This window comes from Pseudomonas sp. AC239 (assembly GCF_979258545.1).
This window is the reverse complement of the sequence record NZ_OZ409864.1, coordinates 625,347-644,882: the sequence shown is the minus strand read 5'-3', so window position 1 is coordinate 644,882 and position 19,536 is coordinate 625,347. Positions and strand designations below refer to the sequence as shown.

Sequence of the window (19,536 nt, the reverse complement as noted above, 5' to 3'; positions counted from 1 at the left end):
GCGAGGCCTTTTTTTGCACCCGGCTTTATCGGTTCACACCTTACCTGTGGGAGCGAGCTTACTCGCGAAGGCGTCGTGTCATACAACATCTTTTCCAACTGACATACCGCTTTCGCGAGCAAGCTCGCTCCCACATTGGATCTCTTTATTACGTGGGATCCGGTTTCGCCAGAAAGGTGTAAACGCACGGCAGCACGAACAATGTAAACAACGTGCCAATCGACATCCCTGTGGCAATCACCAGGCCGATGTCAAAGCGACTCACCGCTCCCGCGCCCGTCGCCAGAATCAGCGGCACCATGCCGAACACCATCGCCGCCGTGGTCATCAGCACCGGGCGCAAGCGAATTGCTGCCGCTTCCTCCACCGCTTCACGGGCGCTCAGGCCCTTGTCCTTGCGCAACTGGTTGGCGAACTCGACGATCAGGATGCCGTGCTTGCTGATCAGGCCGATCAGCGTCACCAGCCCGACTTGGGTATAAATGTTCATGCTCGACCAGCCGAGGAACAACGGAATCAGCGCGCCGCAGATCGACAGCGGCACCGTCACGAGAATCACCAGCGGATCGCGGAAGCTCTCGAACTGCGCGGCCAGCACCAGAAAGATGATCGCCAGCGCCAGGGCAAAAGTTACCCACAGCGCGCTGCCTTCCTGCACGTACTGCCGCGAGGCACCGCCGTAGTCGAAGGCAAACCCGGCCGGGGCTTCTTCGCGGGCAATCTGCAGCACGGTGTCGATGGCTTCGCCCATGCTCACCAGCGGGAATCCGGAAATCTTCGCCGCATTGAGTTGCTGGAACTGATTGAGCTGTCGTGGTCGCGCGCGATCACTGACCTTGATCAGCGTCGACAGTGGCAGCAATTCGCCCTGAGTATTTTTCACGTAGTAGTTGTTCAGCCAGTCCGGGTTATCGCGGTAGGCCCGTTCGACCTGGGCGATGACCTTGTAGCTGCGGCCGTCGATAGTGAAGCGGTTGATTTCCGCCTCGCCGAGCAAGGTCGCCAGCGTGCCGCCAAGATCAAGCATCGAAACGCCCATTTGCGCGGCCTTGTCGCGGTCGATATCGACCACCACTTCCGGCTTGTCGAACGCCAGATCGAGATCGACAAAAGCGAATTTGCCCGACTCCATGGCGCGTTTCTCGATGCGCTCGGCGACTTGCAGCAGCAGCTCGTAATCATTGGCCGTATTGATCACGAATTCGAAGGGCAGACCTTCACCGGTACCGGGCAGGGAGGGCAGATTAAAACCGAAGATCTGCAAGCCCGGAATGCTCTCCAGCTTGCTCTGCACCTCGGGGAGGATTTCCATCTGCGTGCGGTCGCGCTCGTTCCATGGTTTGAGCAGGAAGCCGCCGATACCGGCCTGTACGCCGTTGTAGCCGTTGATCTGGAACGATGAGTAGTACTCCGGGAACTCTTTGAAGATGGTGATGAATTCGTCGGTGTAGGTGCTCAGGTAGTCGAGGTTGGTCGGCTGCGGCGCGCTGGCCATCATGAAAATGATGCCCTGATCCTCGTCCGGTGCCAGTTCCGACTTGGTGAACTTGAGAAACACCGGAATCAGGCACAGCACGATCACTGCAAACACCAGCACCACCGGCCGGGTATTGAGCGTGCCGTGCAACATGCTTTGATAACGGCGTTTCAGGCCTTCAAAGACTCGGTCGAGACGATGGGCCAGGCCGCTGGGATTCTCTTCGTGGCGCAGCAGAAACGCGCACATCATCGGCGACAAGGTCAGGGCAACGACGCCGGAAATCACCACCGCCCCGGCCAGGGTCAGCGCAAACTCCTTGAACAACGCCCCGGTCAGCCCGGTGAGAAAACCGATCGGAGCATACACCGCCGCCAGGGTGATGGTCATCGACACCACCGGCATGGCAATTTCCCGCGCGCCTTCCAGCGCTGCGTCGAACGGCGTCTTGCCTTCCTCGATGTGCCGGTGAATGTTTTCCACCACGACGATCGCATCGTCCACCACCAGACCGATGGCCAGCACCATCGCCAGCAGCGTCAGCAGGTTCATCGAGTAACCCATCATCTGCATGAAGAACATCACGCCGATCATCGACAGCGGAATGGTCACCACCGGGATTACCACCGAACGCAGCGCGCCGAGGAACAGGAACACCACGACGATAACGATCAACACCGCTTCGAACAGGGTTTTCACCACCTCGTCGATCGAGGCCTGAATGAACAGCGTGGCGTCGTAGGCGATTTCGCTTTTCAGGTTCGGCGGCAGTTGCGCTTCCAGCTCGGGCATCAGCTTGCGCACTTCCCTGATCACGTCCAGCGGGTTGGCGCCGGGGGTGGCCTTGACGCCGATGTACACCGATGGCGTGCCGCCGAACGAGCTGATCGAGTTGTAGTTTTCCGCGCCCATTTCCACCCGCGCGACGTCGCGCAGCAGCACGCGGCTGTCACCGTCGACCTTGAGCGGAATCGCCGCGAAGGCCTCGGCGGATTTCAGTTCGGTGTTGGCGTTGATGCTGGTGACGGTGTACTCGCCCTTTACTTCGCCCGCGGCGGAGAGGAAGTTGTACTGGCGCACCGCAGCGGTCACGTCGGCGGCGCTGAGGCCGAAGCCGGCGAGTTTCACCGGGTCGAGCCACAGGCGCATGGCGAACACCTGGTTGCCGAGGATCTCCGCTTCGGCCATGCCCGGCAGCGTCGCCAGTTTTGGCTGGATGACCCGCGACAGGTAGTCGGTGATCTGCGGGTTGCTCAGGTCCTTGCTGAAGAAACTGATGTACATCAGCGCCGAAGCGTCGGCGGATTCCTTGCTCAGCACCGGGTCTTCGGCATCCTGCGGCAGCTTGTTCTTGACTTCGTTGGCCTTGGCCAGCAGCTCGGTGAACAAGCGGTCGGTGTTGGCGCCAATGCGCGCGTAAATCGAGATCACCGAGAAGTTCTGCCGGCTGACCGAAGTCATGTAGTCGATGCCCTCGGCACTGGCCAGGCTTTGTTGCATCGGTTGGGTGATGTAGCCCTGAATGGTTTCGGCGTTGGCCCCGGGATAAGCCGTGGTCACCGTGATCAGGGCGTTTTCCATTTGCGGGTACTGGCGCAGCGGCAGCTTGCTCCAAGCCTGGAAGCCCAGCAGCACTATCAGCAGGCTGACCACGGTGGCGAGCACCGGGCGGCGGATGAACGGATCGGTAAAAGCCATGGGGATTCCTTGATCAGTCGGCGCGAGGCGGACTGTTCTGCTCGCCGAGGGTCTTGTCGTCGCTGATGGCGATGTGGGCACCGTTGTCCAGTTTGATCTGGCCCGCCGTCACCACTTGTTCGCCGCTCTGCACGCCCTTGTTGATCATCACCAGGCCATCGCGGCGCTCACCGGTCTCGACAAAACGACGTTCGGCGATCAGCAGCGGTTGGCCTTTATCATCCTTGGTGACGCTGCCGTCCTCGGCCTTCTTCTGCCCGACCACGTACACCGAGTTGCCGTACAGCGTGTAGGTGATCGCGCTTTCCGGCACCACGATGTGCTTCTGCGGATCGGGCAGCAGCACCTCAAGGCTGGCGAACATCCCCGGCAACAGCTTGCCGTCGGGGTTGGCCAGGGTGGCGCGGACAAGGATGTTGCGCGTGGTGCTTTCGACGATCGGGTTGATCGCGCTGATCTTGCCAGTAAAGTTCTGCCCCGGATACGCGGCGACGGTGAACTGCACGGGCTGGCCGATGGCGAGTTTCGGCACCGCTTGTTCCGGCACGTAGAAGTCGGCGTAGAGGCTGCTCAAGTCTTGCAACGTGGCGATTATGCTACCGCTGGCGAGGTAGTCGCCGACGTCGACCTGGCGGATGCCAATGGTGCCGCTGAACGGCGCGAGGATGCGCTTTTTCGCCAACGACGCGTTGAGCTGATTGACCGTGGCCTTGTTCTTTTGCAGTACGGCGGAGAGGCGGTCGTACTCGCCTTTGGAGATCGCGCGGCTGTCGACCAGCTGCGCGCCACGGCCGAAATCAAGCTGCGCCAGGCCGAGATCGGCGCGGGCGGTTTCCAGCAGGGCGGTTTCCACGGCGCTGTCGAGTTGCAGCAATGGCTGGCCGGCCTTGACCTTCTGTCCGGATTCGAATTTGAGTTCAGTGACGGTGCCGGCAACTTCCAGACTCAGGTCGACGCCTTGCAGCGCCTTGAGCGAACCGACAGTGGGCAGGCGCATCTGCCATGGCTGTTCGCCGGCGGTGGCTACGGCGACGCTGATGGGTGGTTTCGGTTTGGAAAAGCCCTGGATCATCGTGTAGATCGAAAAGGCTTTGTATCCGCCCAGCACCAGGACGAGCAGCAAGACAACACCCAACATGATCAGCATGCGGCGACGCAGCATAAGTCCAGTTCCTTGGATAAATCATGAGACAGGCGGGCACATTACTCCGAGTACAGGGGGGATTCCAACTGGCAGTTATTACAGGGTAGAAGAGGAGGGCGATCGGAACACCAGTCCTGTGGCGAGGGGATTTATCCCCGTTGGGCTGCGAAGCGGCCCCCTGAATCCTTCAGTCATACCGCAATTGCAGTTTTAAAGGCGGCTGCGCCACCCAACGGGAATAAATCCCCTCGCCACAGGATGGGGGCCATCTCAAAAATGGGGGGTATCAGGCCATCAAGTGCAGATGGTTGTCCCAGAGCCCCGCCGGCAGTTCCAGCGGTTTGGCCAGCAACGGTTCCTGACGGCAATCGTAATAGCGGCAACGGCCCTGACCCGAGGTCACGACAAAGCCATCCTTCACCGCTCCGACGCCAGCGCAATCCGGCAAAGGCGCATCGAGGCGCAGTTCACCACTGTCCAGATCCCAGATAAAGAAGCGGTTGCCACGCGGCGCCGTCAACGCGACCAGACGCAGATCGCTGTGCACCGCGACGCTGGCAGTGTAGTGCCCCATCGCCTGCAACTGATCCTCCGCCACCGGGAACGCCACGAATGCTTGCCCCGGCCGCTTGATCGCCAACAGCTCCGAGCGCTCATGAGACGGGCCCATGAATTGCTGGCCGGCAACGATGGTGCCGTCGCTGGCGATGCCCAGGTGGCGCACGCTGTTCATCTGCTGGGCGAGGGTTTCCTTGCTCAGCAATGTGCCGTCACGCTGCATCAGCACCAGACTCGGCTCCATGGCGTTGAGGTTCATGTCGACGCGGCTTTCCGCCTCGGTACGAATCCCGCCGTTGGCCACCACCAGCGTCTCGCCGTCGGGCATCCACGACACCTGATGCGGGCCGAGGCCATGGGTGGAAATCTCGCCCGTGTGCACCAGCCGTTCGCCCTCGAACTTGTACACACCGAGCAGGCCACGGCCGGGATCGCTCGTGTCGTTCTCGGTCGCATACAGGTATTCGCCGTCCTTGTGCACCACGGCATGGCCGTAGAAGTGCCGGTTCGGCTGCGAGGTCACGGTCTGCAGCAGCTTGCCGTCGCGCAGGTCGATCAGGTAACTCTCGGTACCCGGACGCCGTGCAACGAACAACGCCAGCGGCTGCGTGGGGTGGTTGATGATGTCGTGACAACGCTGGCCGACGTGAGTGGCGAATAGCCGCGTACCGTCGAGCCGATAACCGACGGCGTAATGCTTGCCGTCAGTATCGTCGCGCGCCGACAGTAGCAGCGGGCTCTGATCCTTGCGTTTGAACAGCGTCCAGCCGCCCAGTGACACTGCTCCCAGCAGTGCACTACCTAAAGTCAGAACCTGACGTCGCAGCATGGCACTCGCCCTCATCAGTCACCGTCGTTGGCATTGAAGCCCAGTTGGATGCCCAGCGCCTTGGCCAGTTCGCCTTCATGCAGGCGATGGACGACGTTGAGGCTGTCGTAGATATCGTTGAGTTGCTGGCGACCGGCGTCGTCTTCGAGCATTTCGCCCAGCGAGCGCTGGGTGCTGTCGAACAGTTTGAGCGAAGCGGCATAGGCGGCATCGATCTTGTCCGCCAAGGGTTTCTGCTCGGCCGGCAGCAGACCGCGCAGGCCTTTGTTGTCGACGCCTTCCCAGACGGTTTTCGCCGCCGCGAGGCTGGCTTCCAGCGCCGTCAGCGACGACTGGCTGCGCCATGCATCAGCCTGGAACGGCTGCGGCACGCCTTTGCTCTGACGGCCCATTGGCGTGCCGAGTTTTTTCTTCAGAGTATCCAGTGCCGTCACTTGGACGCGCAGCAGATCGGCGATCGCTTCGTGGGAATCGGCGTAGCGCTGGTTGGGGAACTTGCTCATTTGCGCGAGCATGCCGTCGGTGTTGTTCCAGCCCTGCAGGATTTCCTCGGCCAGTTGCTTCTGGCGTTCGCCGATGGCGATCAGCAGCGGGCAGTATTTGGCTTTTTGCGCATCGTTGGCGACGTCAGGCTTGGCGTCGAAGAGGATGTATTCGTAAGCCGACAGGCCCTGCACCACGACACTGGATTTGGCCAGTGCGGCGGCATCGATCTGCGGCTGGGCGACGACCAGTTGCTCGACCTGACGGCCAACCAGATTTTTCTTGTCCGGCCAGAATTGCACTTGCCACGAACGGTTGCCCTCGGCCAGCGGACCGATCAGCAGTGGTTGCAGTTCGGCCCAGGCTTTCTGCGCGTGAAGGAAATCGGCACGGGCGGTTTCCAGGCTTTCCTTGCCCTGGCAGTAGGCGAGGGCGCTGACCGCCAGTTGTCGGTCGGCTTCGACCCAACGGGTGTAGGTCGGCAGGATCACCGATTTGGCGATCGCCGCCGAGGTGACCGCTTGCGGGTCCTGCGGCGAACAGGCGCCGAGGGCGAGCGCGGCAAGGCTGGTGAACAGTAACTTGGGACGGAACATGTCGGGCTCCCGATGTTTTTTCAGTATTTAAAGTGAGTTCAGAAACGCCAGCAACGCAGCGCGCTGCTCGGCATTGAAAGACAAAACCTGTTGCTGCGCCGCCGTCGCTTCGCCGCCATGCCAGAGCACCGCTTCGAGCAGGTTGCGTGCGCGGCCGTCGTGCAAAAACTGCGTGTGGCCACTGACCGCTTGCGTCAGGCCGATCCCCCACAGCGGCGGCGTGCGCCAGTCGCGGCCGGAGGCCTTGAATTCCGTACGGTTGTCCGCCAGGCCTTCGCCCATGTCATGCAGCAGCAAGTCGCTGTACGGACGAATCACCTGATTGGCCAATTCCGGTTCGGCGGCATCGGCGGCGGTGGTGTATTTCGGTGTGTGGCACGACTGGCATCCAGCCTGGAAAAACAGATTCTTGCCGGCCAGCACCTGTGGTTCGTTGACGCCACGGCGCGCCGGCACTGCCAGGTTGCGGCTGTAGAACAGCACCAGACGCAGAATGTTGTCGCTGACTTCCGGCTCGCCGTCCGGGCCATTGCCGTTCGGCGCCTGTTTGCAGGCGGTTTGCGCCTCGGTGCAATCGTCGAACGGCCGCAGGCTGGTGGTCAGGCCCATGTCACCCGAGAACGCGTGAACATTCTGCTGATTGAGATTCGGTTGCCCGGCTTTCCAGCCGAACCGGCCGATGACGCTCTTCTGCAACTGGTCGTTCCAGACCTGATTGGGCCGGCCATTGATGCCGTTGTTCTCTTTCGCCTGGGTGGTAGCGTTGGCGAGGATCGCTTCTTCAGGGATCGCTTCGAGCAAGCCCAAGCCAATCATCGGCGGCGCCACTCGCGCGGAAAACCGCGTGTCCGGGTGCATCGGGCCGTAGCCGAGTTGAGTGATCTGCAGGGTCGGTTTGCGCAACTCGACCTCGGTGCCGTCCTTGAACCGTACCGGCATTGGCGTGTAGTCGACGCGCACCTTGCCTTCCGGGGCGACGCCGGGCACGGCCATGTCCTGGAACTGCCCGCCATACACTGGCTCCGGCACCACGCCGAGCTGTTCGATGACTTTGGCGTAGGGCGGCGCGTCGGGAATCGACAGGCGCACCAGCATCGACACCGCATTGCTTGCATCAGCTGCCGGCGGATGACCGCGACCGTCCTTGATGTGGCAGTTCTGGCAGGCGTTGGTATTGAACAACGGTCCGAGGCCGTCGCGCGCCGTGGTGGTCGACGGCGCAATCACCCACGGGCTGCGAAAGAAACTGTTGCCGACACTGAAATCCACGCGCCGCGAGGGCGGCAGGTTGGCCGATGGCAAGGAGAAGGCGTTCTGATCGCTCTTGCGCACAGTCGCCGCACCGCCCGAACGCGCTTCACCCGGCTCGGCCTTGGTGAAACGCGGGGCGTCATCGCAGGCACTCAGGCCCAGGGCCAGCAACAGTGCGGACAAGCGAAGCGGCAACGACGGCATCAGACATCCTGCAAACGGGCGAAAACAAAGGCGCAAAGTCTAACAGGGCGGGGGAGTTTGAATAAGAGGAATTATCGTTTGCTTGATATCGCGCAAGCCTTGAAGCGCATGCCAACACTGTGGGAGCGAGCCTGCTCGCGAAAGCGATGCCCGACGCGCTGTAAATGCTGCGCCGGATCAAGCCTTCGCGAGCAGGCTCGCTCCCACCGGGATAGTGGTGTGCCAAAAATGAAAAAGGCGACCCGAAGGTCGCCTTTTTTTGAACGGACGCTGCGATCAGAATTCGTGATCGGCGTTGTCCGGGTTCAGGTCGCTGATGCCCAGTTTGCCGGCAGCGGCTTCGATCGAACCGGTCTGCTTGACCAGCGCGGCGATGGCGTCGCGAACCACCTGGTTGCCAGCGGTGTTGCCGGCGGCGATCAGTTGATCGTAGTGCTCACCCTTGTTGGCGTGATCGACCATGACCTGAATCTTCGCTTCGGTCGCGGCCAGATCGGCTTTCAGCGCGGTGTCGGCAGCCGGGTCGGCCTTGGCTACCAGCGACGACAGGCTGGCGCCGGTCAGCTTGGTGCCGTCAACACGGGTGTACTCGCCCAGGTAAACGTTACGCACGCCTTTGGCGTCGTAGAAGTGCGAGTAGTGGGTGTTGTCGCTGAAGCAATCCTGCTCGTCTTCGGGGGAGTTGGCTTCCAGGGAAACCTTCATGCGCTCGCCGGCCAGTTCACCCAGGGACAGGCTGCCCATGCCGAAGAGCATTTTACGCAGGCCGGTTTCGCCTGGCTCGGCTTCCAGCGTGGCGCGGTAGTTGTCGGCCACGTTCGGCTTCCAGTTGCCGACCATTTCTTCCAGATCGCTGACCAGCAGTTGAGTCACGGCTTTCAGGTAGGCACGACGACGCTCGTTGTGACCACCGGTGGCGCCGGCGCCTTCCAGGTAGTCCGAGGCCGGACGGTTGCCAGCGCCCGGGCCGGTGCCGTTCAGATCCTGGCCCCAGAGCAGGAATTCGATCGCGTGGTAGCCGGTGGCAACGTTCGCCTCGGAACCGCCCAGCTCGTTGAGGCTGGCAAGTTTTTCCGGGGTGATCTCTTTTACGTCGACCTTGTCTTCGCCGACCTGCACTTCGGTGTTGGCGATGATGTTGGCGGTGGCGCCCGGGTTACCCAGTGCGTGCTCGTAGGATTTGTCGACGTAGTCGATCAGGCCTTCGTCCAGCGGCCAGGCGTTAACCTGACCTTCCCAGTCATCAATGATGGTGTTGCCGAAGCGGAACACTTCGCTCTGCAGGTACGGCACGCGTGCGGCGACCCAGGCAGCCTTGGCGGCTTTCAGGGTGTCGGCGTTCGGCTTGGCGAGGAACGCGTCGACGGCGGTTTGCAGGGTTTTCGCGGTGGATTCGGCATCGCTGTAAACGGCGAAGACCATGTCCGCGTAGTGCGCGACCACAGCCTTGGCGGCGGCATCGTCAACTTTACCGGCAGCAGGCGCAGGTGCAGCGGCAGGCGCCGGGGCTGGAGCAGCGCTGCTGGACGCCGGAGTCATCTCGGAGGCTTTTTCTTTGTCCTTGCCTTCGCCGCAACCGGCGAGGGAAATAGCGATGGCCAGCAGACTGGCGGTAGCCAGAGGCATACGAATCATGGCGAACATCCTGCTTCGGTAGTTGAGTGGACTGGCGCCGGGGGCGCGCAAAACTGCGACATAATGCAAATCTTTCGCATTATGTGTAAAGGCGTGGCTGGAAATATTTCTTATTTGCGCGTCAGGATCCAAAGATCGCAGCCTCGTTTGCCTGTAGGAGCTGACGAGTGCAACGAGGCTGCGATCTTTTGATCTTTGAGGCTGCGATGTTTTGAGCTTATAAAATAGCCGCGTTACTGCGCTGCGCCTGCTTGAGGTAAATCCCCAGCTCCCGCGCCGGCAGCGGTTTGCTGTAGTGGTAGCCCTGACCTTCGTGGCAACCCTCGGAGATGATGTAGGTTTCCTGCTCGGCGGTTTCCACGCCCTCGGCAATCACCTGCATGCCCAGGCTTTTGCCCAGTTGAATGATCGCGCGAACGATGGTCGCGTCGTCGTCGTCATCGAGCAGGTCCTGAACGAAGCTCTTGTCGATCTTGATCTTGTCCAGCGGCAGGCTTTTCAGATAACTGAGGGATGAATAGCCGGTGCCGAAGTCGTCGATCGCAATCAGCGCACCGGAGCGGCGCAGGCTGAGCAGATGCTGGGCGGCGGTGGTGATGTCTTCCATCAGGCCGGTTTCGGTGACTTCCAGTTCCAGACTGCGCGGCGGCAAGCGGTACATCTGCAGCAGGTTGTTGACCACCCGTGGCAGCTCGGCGTGGTGCAGTTGCACGGTGGACAGATTGACCGCCATGCGCAGATCGACGAAACCCTGATCGTGCCACTCGCGCAATTGCTTGCAGGCCTGATCGAGCACCCACTCACCGATGGCGATGATCGTGCCGTTCTGTTCGGCCAGCGGGATGAACAGGTCCGGCGGCACCAGTCCATGCTCAGGATGCTGCCAGCGAATCAGCGCTTCGACGCCGACCACGCGGTGGTCGCGATAGCTGATCTGCGGCTGGTAGACCAGGTAGAACTGGTCGCGGATCAGCGCGTCACGCAGGTCTTTTTCCAGCTCGCGACGACGGCGCATCTCGCTGTCGACGCTGGCGATGTAGAACTGATAGCGATTGCGCGAGCGGGTCTTTGCCAGGGTCATGGTCTGCTCGGCTTTCTGCAACAGCTTCTCGGTACTGTCGCCGTCCTCCGGAAACAGGGTGATGCCGATGGTCGCGCGCAGGCGGATTTCCTGATCGTCGAGGGCGAAGGGCGCCTCCAGATCATCAAGAATGCTCTGCGCCAGTTCCGCGGCTTCGTAAGGCTGTTCAATGTCGGCCTGCACCAGGGCGAACTGGTCGCCGCCGAGGCGGGCGAGGGCGCCGAGGCGGCCGCTGTGGGCACGTAAACGATCGGCCAGGGCCAGCAGCAGTTGATCGCCGGTCTGGTAACTGAATTGTTCGTTGATGCCTTTGAAATCATCCAGGCCGACGCACAACACGGCGACGCGGCGCTGCAACTTGCCTGCATCGACAAGAATCTTGTCCAGTTGCTGCTGCAATTGCTGGCGGTTCGGCAGCCCGGTGAGGAAGTCGTACTGCGCCATGCGCAGCAGGCTGATTTCCGCTTCGTGGCGCAGATGGGTATTGCGTTCGATGGACTCGAGCAACTGGTTGGCGGTGTTGATCCACAGGCCCAGTTCGTTTTTTTCGTGGCCCTTGATCTGCGGGATCTTGTGCTCGCTGGGACGATCCGGATTGATCTCGGTGAGGTGCTCGATGATTCGCGACAGCGGCTTGGTCAGCAACCAGTGATAGACCAGATACAGCACCAGCCCCAACGCCAGCGCGCGCAGCACGCCGGAGATGAAAATGATCACCGAGCTGACGATGAAACCTTCGCCATAAGTGGCGGTGTCGAGGGTGATGCTCAGGTCGCCGTAGTATTCGCTGTAGGGCCCGCGACCGACCAGTTGCGTGGTGAAGGTGCGTTCCTGACCGAGAATCAGATCGGTCAGCCAACGGCTGTTGGAGTGCTGCAACTCGCGGGATTTCTGCGCCAGCATCGCTTCGTTGGGGTGGCCAATGGAGGCCTGGCGCACGGCGTCGTCCTGGAACAGCCCTTCGATCACCTGCATGCCCATTTCCCGATCCAGACTGTAGACAGCCTGGGTCGACGGATCGCGGAACATGTCGAGGATGCGCTCGGCATCGCCGGCAACCGCCTGACGGGTCTTGTAGGCATCGAAGACAATCTGCGCGCAGCTCAAGACTACGCCTACGATCAATGCCGACAGGAGCACGACCCGGAGCAACTTCACCGACAAGCTGTTCTTGAGTTCCAGCTTCAAAGAGGTATTCCTTGTTCCGTGCGGATAGCGTCAAGTTGCCATGAGTATTGGCAATCCCGGGTTGGCCGTCAAAGGGACAATCAGGCACGGGAAAATTCGCCGGTATCCTGGCCGCCATGTGGTCATTTGAGTAATAGCTCTGAATTACTGTGTCGGTTGCAGTCGCCCGCAACTTGAGCACCGGGTCAAAGATTTTTTCCTGTCTCTGATGGTAGTCGGCTGCAGGCCGGCGGCAAACGGCGCGAAGCTGCTTTTGCCGTGCGACAAACGCCATGCGCCGGGCATAAAAAAACCCGGCCGAAGCCGGGTTTCTGGACTGACGTGCAGCTTAAGCAGTGAAGGTCTTGCCTTCGAACTGCTCGGCCACGAACTTCCAGTTGACCAGGTTCCAGAACGCTTCAACGTACTTCGGACGCAGGTTGCGGTAGTCGATGTAGTAAGCGTGTTCCCAGACGTCGCAGGTCAGCAGCGGGGTGTCGCCGCTGGTCAGCGGGTTGCCGGCGCCGATGGTGCTGGCCAGGGCCAGGGAACCGTCAGCCTTTTTCACCAGCCAGCCCCAGCCGGAACCGAAGGTGCCGATCGAGGTTTTGCTGAACTCTTCCTTGAACTTGTCGAACGAACCGAACGCTGCGTTGATGGCATCTGCCAGGGCGCCGGTTGGTTGACCGCCGGCGTTTGGCGCCAGGCAGTTCCAGTAGAAAGTGTGGTTCCAGACCTGAGCGGCGTTGTTGAAGATGCCGCCCGAAGAAGTCTTGACGATTTCTTCCAGGGTCTTGCCTTCGAACTCGGTGCCTGGCACCAGGTTGTTCAGGTTCACGACGTAGGTGTTGTGGTGCTTGTCGTGGTGGAACTCCAGGGTTTCCTTGGAGATGTGCGGCTGCAGGGCATCGTGTGCGTAAGGCAGCGGCGGCAATTCGAAAGCCATGATGATTCTCCTAATCAGGTCTGTTGCGGTGAGCGCAAGGCCGATCACGGGCGGCCGGAAATGCACCGGCGAGTTTTTACTCTTTGCGGCGCAGGGTTCGGATCATAGCACCGGGGTCGCGCCTTAACCACGCAACAACTGTGTGGGATAGAGGTTCCAGAGCCTTTGCGAATAAATCATCCGGCGATGATCAACTGCGCGGCCACGGCGAACATCATCAATGCCACCACCAGATCGAGAATGCGCCAGGTGCTCGGGCGGGCCAGCCACGGTGCCAGCCACGCCGCGCCAAGGGCCAGGGTGAAAAACCACAGCAACGATGCACTGGCCGCGCCGACTACATAAGCGCCCGGCACCGATTGCTGCGCACCCAGCGAGCCGATCAGCAATACCGTATCGAGATAAACGTGAGGGTTGAGCAAGGTCACCGCCAGAGCGCTGAGCATCACTGCGCGCAGCGAACGCACGGTCTGGTTTTCGCCTTGCTCAAGGCTCTGTTTCGAGCAGGCCCGGCGCAGCGCCTGGCTGCCGTACCAGATCAGAAACGTCGCGCCGCCCCAACGGGCGATCGCCAACAGGGTCGGGTTCTGCGCCAGAATCGTCGCCAGGCCGAACACTCCGGCCGCGACCAGAATCGCGTCACACACCACGCACAATGCCGCCACCGGCAAATGGTGTTCACGGCGCAGGCTCTGGGCCAATACAAAAGCGTTCTGCGTGCCGATCGCCATGATCAGGCCGAACGCCACCAGCAGGCCGTTTACATAGCTTTGCCACATGAGAGATGTCCTTGAAAGAGAGTGCTTGCTGGCTATTCTCCGGTGTGACGCTGTATAAGAAAAACCAATAGTGCTGATCGCCCATTAGGAAAACTGATGTTCGACTATAAATTGCTTTCCGCGCTGGCTGCTGTGGTCGAACAGGCCGGATTTGATCGCGCTGCACAGGTCCTTGGTCTGTCGCAGTCGGCGATCTCCCAACGCATCAAATTGCTCGAGGCGCGGATCGGCCAACCCGTGCTGGTGCGTGAGACACCGCCAGCGCCGACGGAAATCGGCCGACGTTTGCTCAACCATGTGCAGCAGGTGCGTTTGCTCGAGCGCGACTTGCAGTCGGCGGTGCCAGCGCTGGACGAAGAAGGCCTGCCTGATCGCCTGCGCATCGCCCTTAACGCCGATAGCCTCGCCACGTGGTGGGCCGAGGCCGTCGGCGATTTCTGCGCCGAGCAGCATTTGTTGCTCGACCTGATCGTCGAAGACCAGACCGTCGGCCTCAAGCGCATGCGTGCCGGTGAAGTGGCCGCGTGCCTGTGCGCCAGCGAGCGCCCGGTGGCTGGCGCACGCAGCGTATTGCTCGGCGCCATGCGCTATCGCGCCTTGGCCAGCCCCGCATTCATCGCTCGGCATTTTCCCGATGGCGTGCGCGCCGAACAGTTGCCGCGCACCCCGGCGTTGGTGTTCGGCCCGGACGATTTCCTCCAGCATCGCTACCTGGCGCTGTTGGGCGTCGACGGCGCGTTTGAACATCACTTATGTCCGTCTTCTGAAGGCTTCATTCGCCTGACCGAAGCCGGCCTCGGCTGGGGCCTGGTGCCGGAACTGCAGGTGCGCGAGCAGTTGCAACGCGGCGAGCTGCGCGAATTGCTGCCAGATAAACCGATCGACGTGCCGCTGTACTGGCATCATTGGCGCAATGGCGGCCAGTTGCTCAATCTACTGACCGAACAACTGCTGCGCTCCTCAAAGCAATGGCTAGTGGCTTGAACGCAGCTGCAAGCGTCAAGCTGCAAGCGGCAAGAACACGCACCGTTTCAACTTGCAGCTGAAAGCTCGAAGCTTGCAGCTGCTTCCCTGGAGTTTTTGATGAAGATTTTGGTTACCGGCGCCAGCGGCTTTATTGGCGGGCGCTTTGCGCGTTTCGCTCTGGAGCAGGGCCTTGAAGTGCGGGTCAACGGTCGCCGGGCCGAGAGTGTCGAGCATCTGGTGCGCCGCGGTGCCGAGTTTGTGCCGGGCGATCTGACCGACGCCGATCTGGTGCGCGATCTGTGCCGCGACGTCGAAGCGGTGGTGCATTGTGCTGGTGCGGTCGGCGTGTGGGGGCGTTATCAGGACTTTCATCAGGGCAACGTCGAAGTCACCGAAAACGTCGTCGAAGCCTGCCTCAAGCAGCGGGTGCGGCGGCTGGTGCATCTGTCGTCGCCGTCGATCTATTTCGATGGCCGCGACCATCTCGGTCTGACCGAAGAGCAAGTGCCCAAACGCTTCAAGCATCCCTACGCCGCGACCAAGTATCTGGCCGAGCAAAAGGTCTTCGGCGCTCAGGAATTCGGTCTGGAAACCATCGCCCTGCGCCCGCGTTTCGTCACCGGTGCCGGCGACATGAGCATCTTCCCGCGCCTGTTGAAGATGCAGCGCAAGGGTCGTCTGGCGATCATCGGCAACGGCTTGAACAAAGTCGATTTCACCAGCGTGCAGAACCTCAACGAAGCCATGCTCAGCAGTTTGTTGGCCCAAGGTTCGGCGCTCGGCAAGGCCTACAACATCAGCAACGGTGCGCCGGTGCCGCTGTGGGACGTGGTCAATTACGTGATGCGCCGGATGGACGTCGATCAGGTGCGTAAATACCGATCGTACGGTCTGGCCTACAGCGTCGCGGCGCTTAACGAGGGCGCGTGCATGCTCTGGCCCGGACGTCCGGAGCCGACCCTGTCGCGCCTGGGCATGCAGGTCATGAAAAAAAATTTCACCCTCGACATCAGCCGCGCCCGGCATTATCTCGACTACGATCCGCAAGTCAGCGTGTGGGCTGCCCTCGATGAGTTCTGTGCGTGGTGGAAAGCTCAGGACATCCGTTGAAACGATTCGGCCGGGCGGCAATGAACCGCCTTGCGGGTTGAGGGTCAATGCCTGCGGCTGCGGCGGTTATACTTCGCAGCATTTAGCCATCACCGCGTTTGCCAAAGGTTGCCTCAATGTCCATGCGAAACGATGCCCACGACGACGATTTCGACAACGTGCCAAGCCTGCGCGCCGATCCGTTCGATGACGATGACATCGCGCCCAGCCCCCGCACCTCTGTGCATTCGCGCACGGCGCCAGTGGTCAAGGTCAAGGCCGCCAGCACCGGGCCGCTGTGGGCACTGGTTGGCGCGTTGTTTTTCGCCTTCATCGGTCTGGCCTGGTGGAGCTTCCAGCAGATTTCGTTGATGGAGCAGCAACTGGTCGCTACCCAGGAAAGCTTCGCGCGGATCAGCGAAGAAGCGGCGGGGCGTCTGCAGGATATTTCCGGCAAAGTTGTCGCCAGTCAGAGCAACGTCAGCAGCGACAGCGAAGCGCTGAAGCTGCAGATCAAACAACTCGAAGGCAAGCTGCTCGACCAGAGCAAGCAGCAGCAAGGCGTGGCCGGGCAGGCCAGCGAGCTGGACAAGCGGCTGGCGCAGATGACCGCGCAGACCACCGAACAACAGAATGCCAATACCCAATTGCAGGCGCAGGTCAAAGCCCTGAGCGCTGAACTGGCGACAATCAAAAGCACGCCGGCCGATACCAGCAAGGTCGATGCGCAGTTGAAAGCTTTCGATGCCCAGTTCAAAAGCCTCGGCGCCGATATCGCCGCGCTGAAGAAGCAGGGCAACCCGAGCGCGGCGATCGATCGTCTGGAGCAGGACATCGTCGTGCTGAAAAGTCAGCAGGACAACCGCCCGGCAGCGCCACAGGGTGGCGGCAATACTGCCGAGTTCGATGCGTTTCGCGCGCAGATGACCCGCAACCTCAATACCTTGCAGGCGCAGATCCAGAACCTGCAGCAACAGATCAATTCCCGCCCGTAAGCGCTGACCGAGGCTGGCGAGCATTGCTTGTCAGCCTCACGGCGCAATGTTCAGAAACGCTCTGAATATCTCTACATGACCACAAGCCGTCTACGCTCTTGAAACACCAAAAGAACGAGGGATGCGCTATGGGGTTTTTGCATAAAGTGGCCTGGCTCGGCCTGATCCTGTTGGCCGGTTTCGGCCAGGCCAGCGCCGCCACCGCCGCCAAGGATGACAGTCAGGCCGCCATTGCCCTGCTGGAAAAAGCCTTGGCCTATTACCACGACAATGGCGACAAGGCGTTTGCCGCATTCAGCCGCCAGGGTGAGTTCGTCGACAAGGATCGCTACGTGTTTGTCCTCGACACCAAAGGCGTGATGCTTGCCAGTGGCGGGCCGTCATCGGCGCTGATCGGCCGTGATGTCAGCGAAGTGCTCGGCCCGGATCTGCAGAAGGCGTTCAAGGATGCGCTGAAAGTGCCGGAAGGCAACGGCATCCAGCAGGCCGAATACCGCTGGCAGAACTGGGCCGACGGCAAGGTCGAGCGCAAGCATGTGTTCTATCAGCGTGTCGGCCAGCGCATTCTTGCCGTGGGTTACTACCTGCCACGGGCCTCGGCGGAGCAGGCCAAGGCCTTGCTCGACAAAGCCGCGACGGATCTGACCAAGGACGAGAAGGGCACGCTGGTAGCGATCAACTCGCTCAAGGGTGGATATCTGCAGGATGACCTGTATGTATTTGTGGTCGATCTGAACAATCAGCGGTATGTCGCCCACGGCACCAACCTGCGCTTGATCAACACTGATTTCGGCAAGGTCAAGGACCCGGAAGGCAAACCGGTGGGCGAGCCGATTCTGGCGCTGATCGGCAAGCAGGATGAAGGCGAATATGAATACCGCTGGAAAAACCCGGTGACCGGCAAGATCGAAGACAAGCATGCGTACCTGAAAAAGGTCGGGCATTTCCTCGTCGCGGTGGGTTATTACAGCCCTTGAGCGAACACCGTTCCCTTGTGGGAGCGAGCCTGCTCGCGAAAGCGTCGTGTCAGCCAAATTCATTGGTTAATGACACACCGCCTTCGCGAGCAGGCTCGCTCCCACAGTGGTATTTGTTACGGCAATTATTTCGCGCCGTGCTCCCGTCCGCGCAGCAGGTTGTTCGGCATGGCAATCGCCGCTGCCAGCCCCAGCAGCGATACCGCTGTGCTGACCCAGAGTAAATGGCGGAAGGTCACCAGCAGCTCCGCGCGCAAGGCGTTCTGCGCTTCTCCGGGTGCTGCGTTCAGGCCATCGAGCAGGACGTTGCCCGAATGCCCCTCGCTGATCAGCGAGTTGCTCGCCAAGTGGGCGAAACTGGAATCGTGCAACAACGCCAGCAACAGCGCCGACATCAACGCCACGCCCACCGCGCCGCCCAGTGAGCGGAACAGATTGGTGGTGCTGGTGGCGACGCCGATGTCGCGTTGTTCCACCGAGTTTTGCGTGCCGACCAGCGAGGTCGGGAACTGCATGCCGCCAGCGATGCCGCTGAGCAACATGAACAAACCGCTGAGCAGCGTCGCTTGTGGTGGACTGAAGGCCATGCCGAGAATCGAAATCGGCATCAGGATCGCGCCGGTGAGAATCTGCGGTTTGTAGCGTCCGGTGATCGAGGTGCGACGGCCGGCGAAATAGGCGCCGATCGGCAAGCCCATGGCCAGAGGCAGCAAGTGCAACGCGGCGCTGTCGGCGCCCGCGCCGGTGACGCTTTGGAAGCGCAGCGGCATCAACACGATCAGCGAGATGGCCTGGAAACTGGTGAAGAAAATCGTGCACCAGCACAGCAGGGCATTGCGGTTGGCGAACAGGTGCATCGGCAACAATGGCTCGCGTGCACGACGTTCATGCCAGACGAACAGCGCCAACACCACCACGGCGCAGGCGAACAGGGCGAGCACTTCCCTGCTGCGCCATGAATGGCCCTGGCCGACTTCAGTGATGCCGAGCAGCAACGCCGTGAGGCCGATGATCATCAGCACCGTGCCAAGGTAATCGATCACCGGTTTGCGCTGCGGAATCGGCAAGCCGCGCAGGTTGCGCCGTGCCACCCACCAGGCGCCAAGCCCCAGCGGCAGGTTGATCAGAAACACCCAGCGCCACGACAGGTATTCGGTCATGTAGCCGCCAAGCACCGGGCCGGCGACGCTGGCCACCGCGTACATGCTGCTGAAGTAACCCTGATAGCGCCCGCGTTCACGTGGCGGGACGATGTCGCCGATGATCGCCTGGCTCACCGAGATCATGCCGCCGGCGCCGATGCCCTGAAGGATCCGTGCCAGCACCAGCTGTTCCATGCTTTGCGCCATCCCGCAGAACAGCGAGGCGAGGGTGAACAGGCCCATGCCGAACAACATCAGTTTGCGTCGCCCGTACAGGTCGCCGAGCTTGCCGTAGATCGGCACCGCCACGGTCATCGCCACCATGTAACCGGAAATCACCCAGGCCAGCAGGCTGACATCCTTGAATTGCGCGGAGATCGCCGGCATCGACACGGCGACGATGGTCTGGTCCAGTGCACCGAGGAAGATCGCCATCATCAAGGCGACCAGCACGCTGCGAATGGCCGGTTTGGGCGTTTCAGGCTGATTGAGAGTGGTCACGGAAAACCTGCGGGCAGT

14 protein-coding genes are annotated in these 19,536 nt (G+C 61.1%); 4 read left to right on the top strand and 10 right to left on the bottom strand.

From position 1 onward, the window contains the following. Positions 1-148: 148 nt before the first annotated feature. The 9 genes from ACZ0AZ_RS02905 to ACZ0AZ_RS02865 all read right to left on the bottom strand — a co-directional run bounded on the left by ACZ0AZ_RS02905 (position 149) and on the right by ACZ0AZ_RS02865 (position 13,848). The gene (locus tag ACZ0AZ_RS02905) at positions 149-3,175 is read right to left on the bottom strand and encodes a multidrug efflux RND transporter permease subunit (protein ID WP_129997557.1); all 3,027 of its coding nucleotides are present in this window, start codon (positions 3,173-3,175) and stop codon (positions 149-151) included. 13 nt (positions 3,176-3,188) lie between these two features. After that, the gene (locus tag ACZ0AZ_RS02900) at positions 3,189-4,337 is read right to left on the bottom strand and encodes an efflux RND transporter periplasmic adaptor subunit (RefSeq protein ID WP_129997556.1); all 1,149 of its coding nucleotides are present in this window, start codon (positions 4,335-4,337) and stop codon (positions 3,189-3,191) included. Positions 4,338-4,605: 268 nt separating this feature from the next. After that, entirely contained in the window at positions 4,606-5,706 is a 1,101-nt protein-coding gene (locus ACZ0AZ_RS02895; protein ID WP_039758304.1) for a DUF1513 domain-containing protein, read from the bottom strand. Between the two features lie 14 nt (positions 5,707-5,720). Next, the gene (locus ACZ0AZ_RS02890; protein WP_024014143.1) at positions 5,721-6,785 is read right to left on the bottom strand and encodes an imelysin family protein; all 1,065 of its coding nucleotides are present in this window, start codon (positions 6,783-6,785) and stop codon (positions 5,721-5,723) included. Positions 6,786-6,812: 27 nt separating this feature from the next. Continuing rightward, complete coding sequence (locus ACZ0AZ_RS02885; protein WP_129997555.1) at positions 6,813-8,240, bottom strand: di-heme oxidoreductase family protein; 1,428 nt, start codon at positions 8,238-8,240, stop codon at positions 6,813-6,815. A gap of 276 nt (positions 8,241-8,516) precedes the next feature. Further along, positions 8,517-9,875, bottom strand: coding sequence for an imelysin family protein (locus tag ACZ0AZ_RS02880; RefSeq protein ID WP_116659279.1), 1,359 nt, complete (start codon positions 9,873-9,875; stop codon positions 8,517-8,519). A 217-nt stretch (positions 9,876-10,092) separates the two neighbouring features. Beyond that, a complete protein-coding gene (locus tag ACZ0AZ_RS02875; protein WP_463538682.1) occupies positions 10,093-12,144 on the bottom strand; it encodes a putative bifunctional diguanylate cyclase/phosphodiesterase in 2,052 nt (683 codons plus the stop codon). A 328-nt stretch (positions 12,145-12,472) separates the two neighbouring features. Continuing rightward, the gene (locus ACZ0AZ_RS02870; RefSeq protein ID WP_016773431.1) at positions 12,473-13,069 is read right to left on the bottom strand and encodes a superoxide dismutase; all 597 of its coding nucleotides are present in this window, start codon (positions 13,067-13,069) and stop codon (positions 12,473-12,475) included. A gap of 176 nt (positions 13,070-13,245) precedes the next feature. Beyond that, complete coding sequence (locus ACZ0AZ_RS02865; RefSeq protein ID WP_016773432.1) at positions 13,246-13,848, bottom strand: LysE/ArgO family amino acid transporter; 603 nt, start codon at positions 13,846-13,848, stop codon at positions 13,246-13,248. 96 nt (positions 13,849-13,944) lie between these two features. Here ACZ0AZ_RS02865 and ACZ0AZ_RS02860 point away from each other — a divergent pair, with 96 nt between their 5' ends. The 4 genes from ACZ0AZ_RS02860 (at position 13,945) to ACZ0AZ_RS02845 (ending at position 17,875) form a co-directional block, all read left to right on the top strand. Further along, positions 13,945-14,832 (top strand): LysR family transcriptional regulator ArgP, encoded by an 888-nt coding sequence (locus tag ACZ0AZ_RS02860; RefSeq protein ID WP_129997553.1) that lies wholly within the window; start codon positions 13,945-13,947, stop codon positions 14,830-14,832. Between the two features lie 99 nt (positions 14,833-14,931). After that, a complete protein-coding gene (locus ACZ0AZ_RS02855; RefSeq protein ID WP_129997552.1) occupies positions 14,932-15,924 on the top strand; it encodes an NAD-dependent epimerase/dehydratase family protein in 993 nt (330 codons plus the stop codon). A 116-nt stretch (positions 15,925-16,040) separates the two neighbouring features. Next, positions 16,041-16,898: an ATPase gene (locus ACZ0AZ_RS02850; protein ID WP_415761654.1), complete on the top strand. Its 858-nt coding sequence runs from the start codon at positions 16,041-16,043 to the stop codon at positions 16,896-16,898. Between the two features lie 128 nt (positions 16,899-17,026). After that, positions 17,027-17,875, top strand: a complete 849-nt coding sequence (locus ACZ0AZ_RS02845) for a cache domain-containing protein (protein ID WP_310406296.1) — start codon at positions 17,027-17,029, stop codon at positions 17,873-17,875. A 125-nt stretch (positions 17,876-18,000) separates the two neighbouring features. Here the strand turns inward: ACZ0AZ_RS02845 and ACZ0AZ_RS02840 are convergent, their stop codons facing one another. Next, positions 18,001-19,518, bottom strand: a complete 1,518-nt coding sequence (locus ACZ0AZ_RS02840; protein ID WP_039758287.1) for an MDR family MFS transporter — start codon at positions 19,516-19,518, stop codon at positions 18,001-18,003. Between the last annotated feature and the right edge of the window lie 18 nt (positions 19,519-19,536).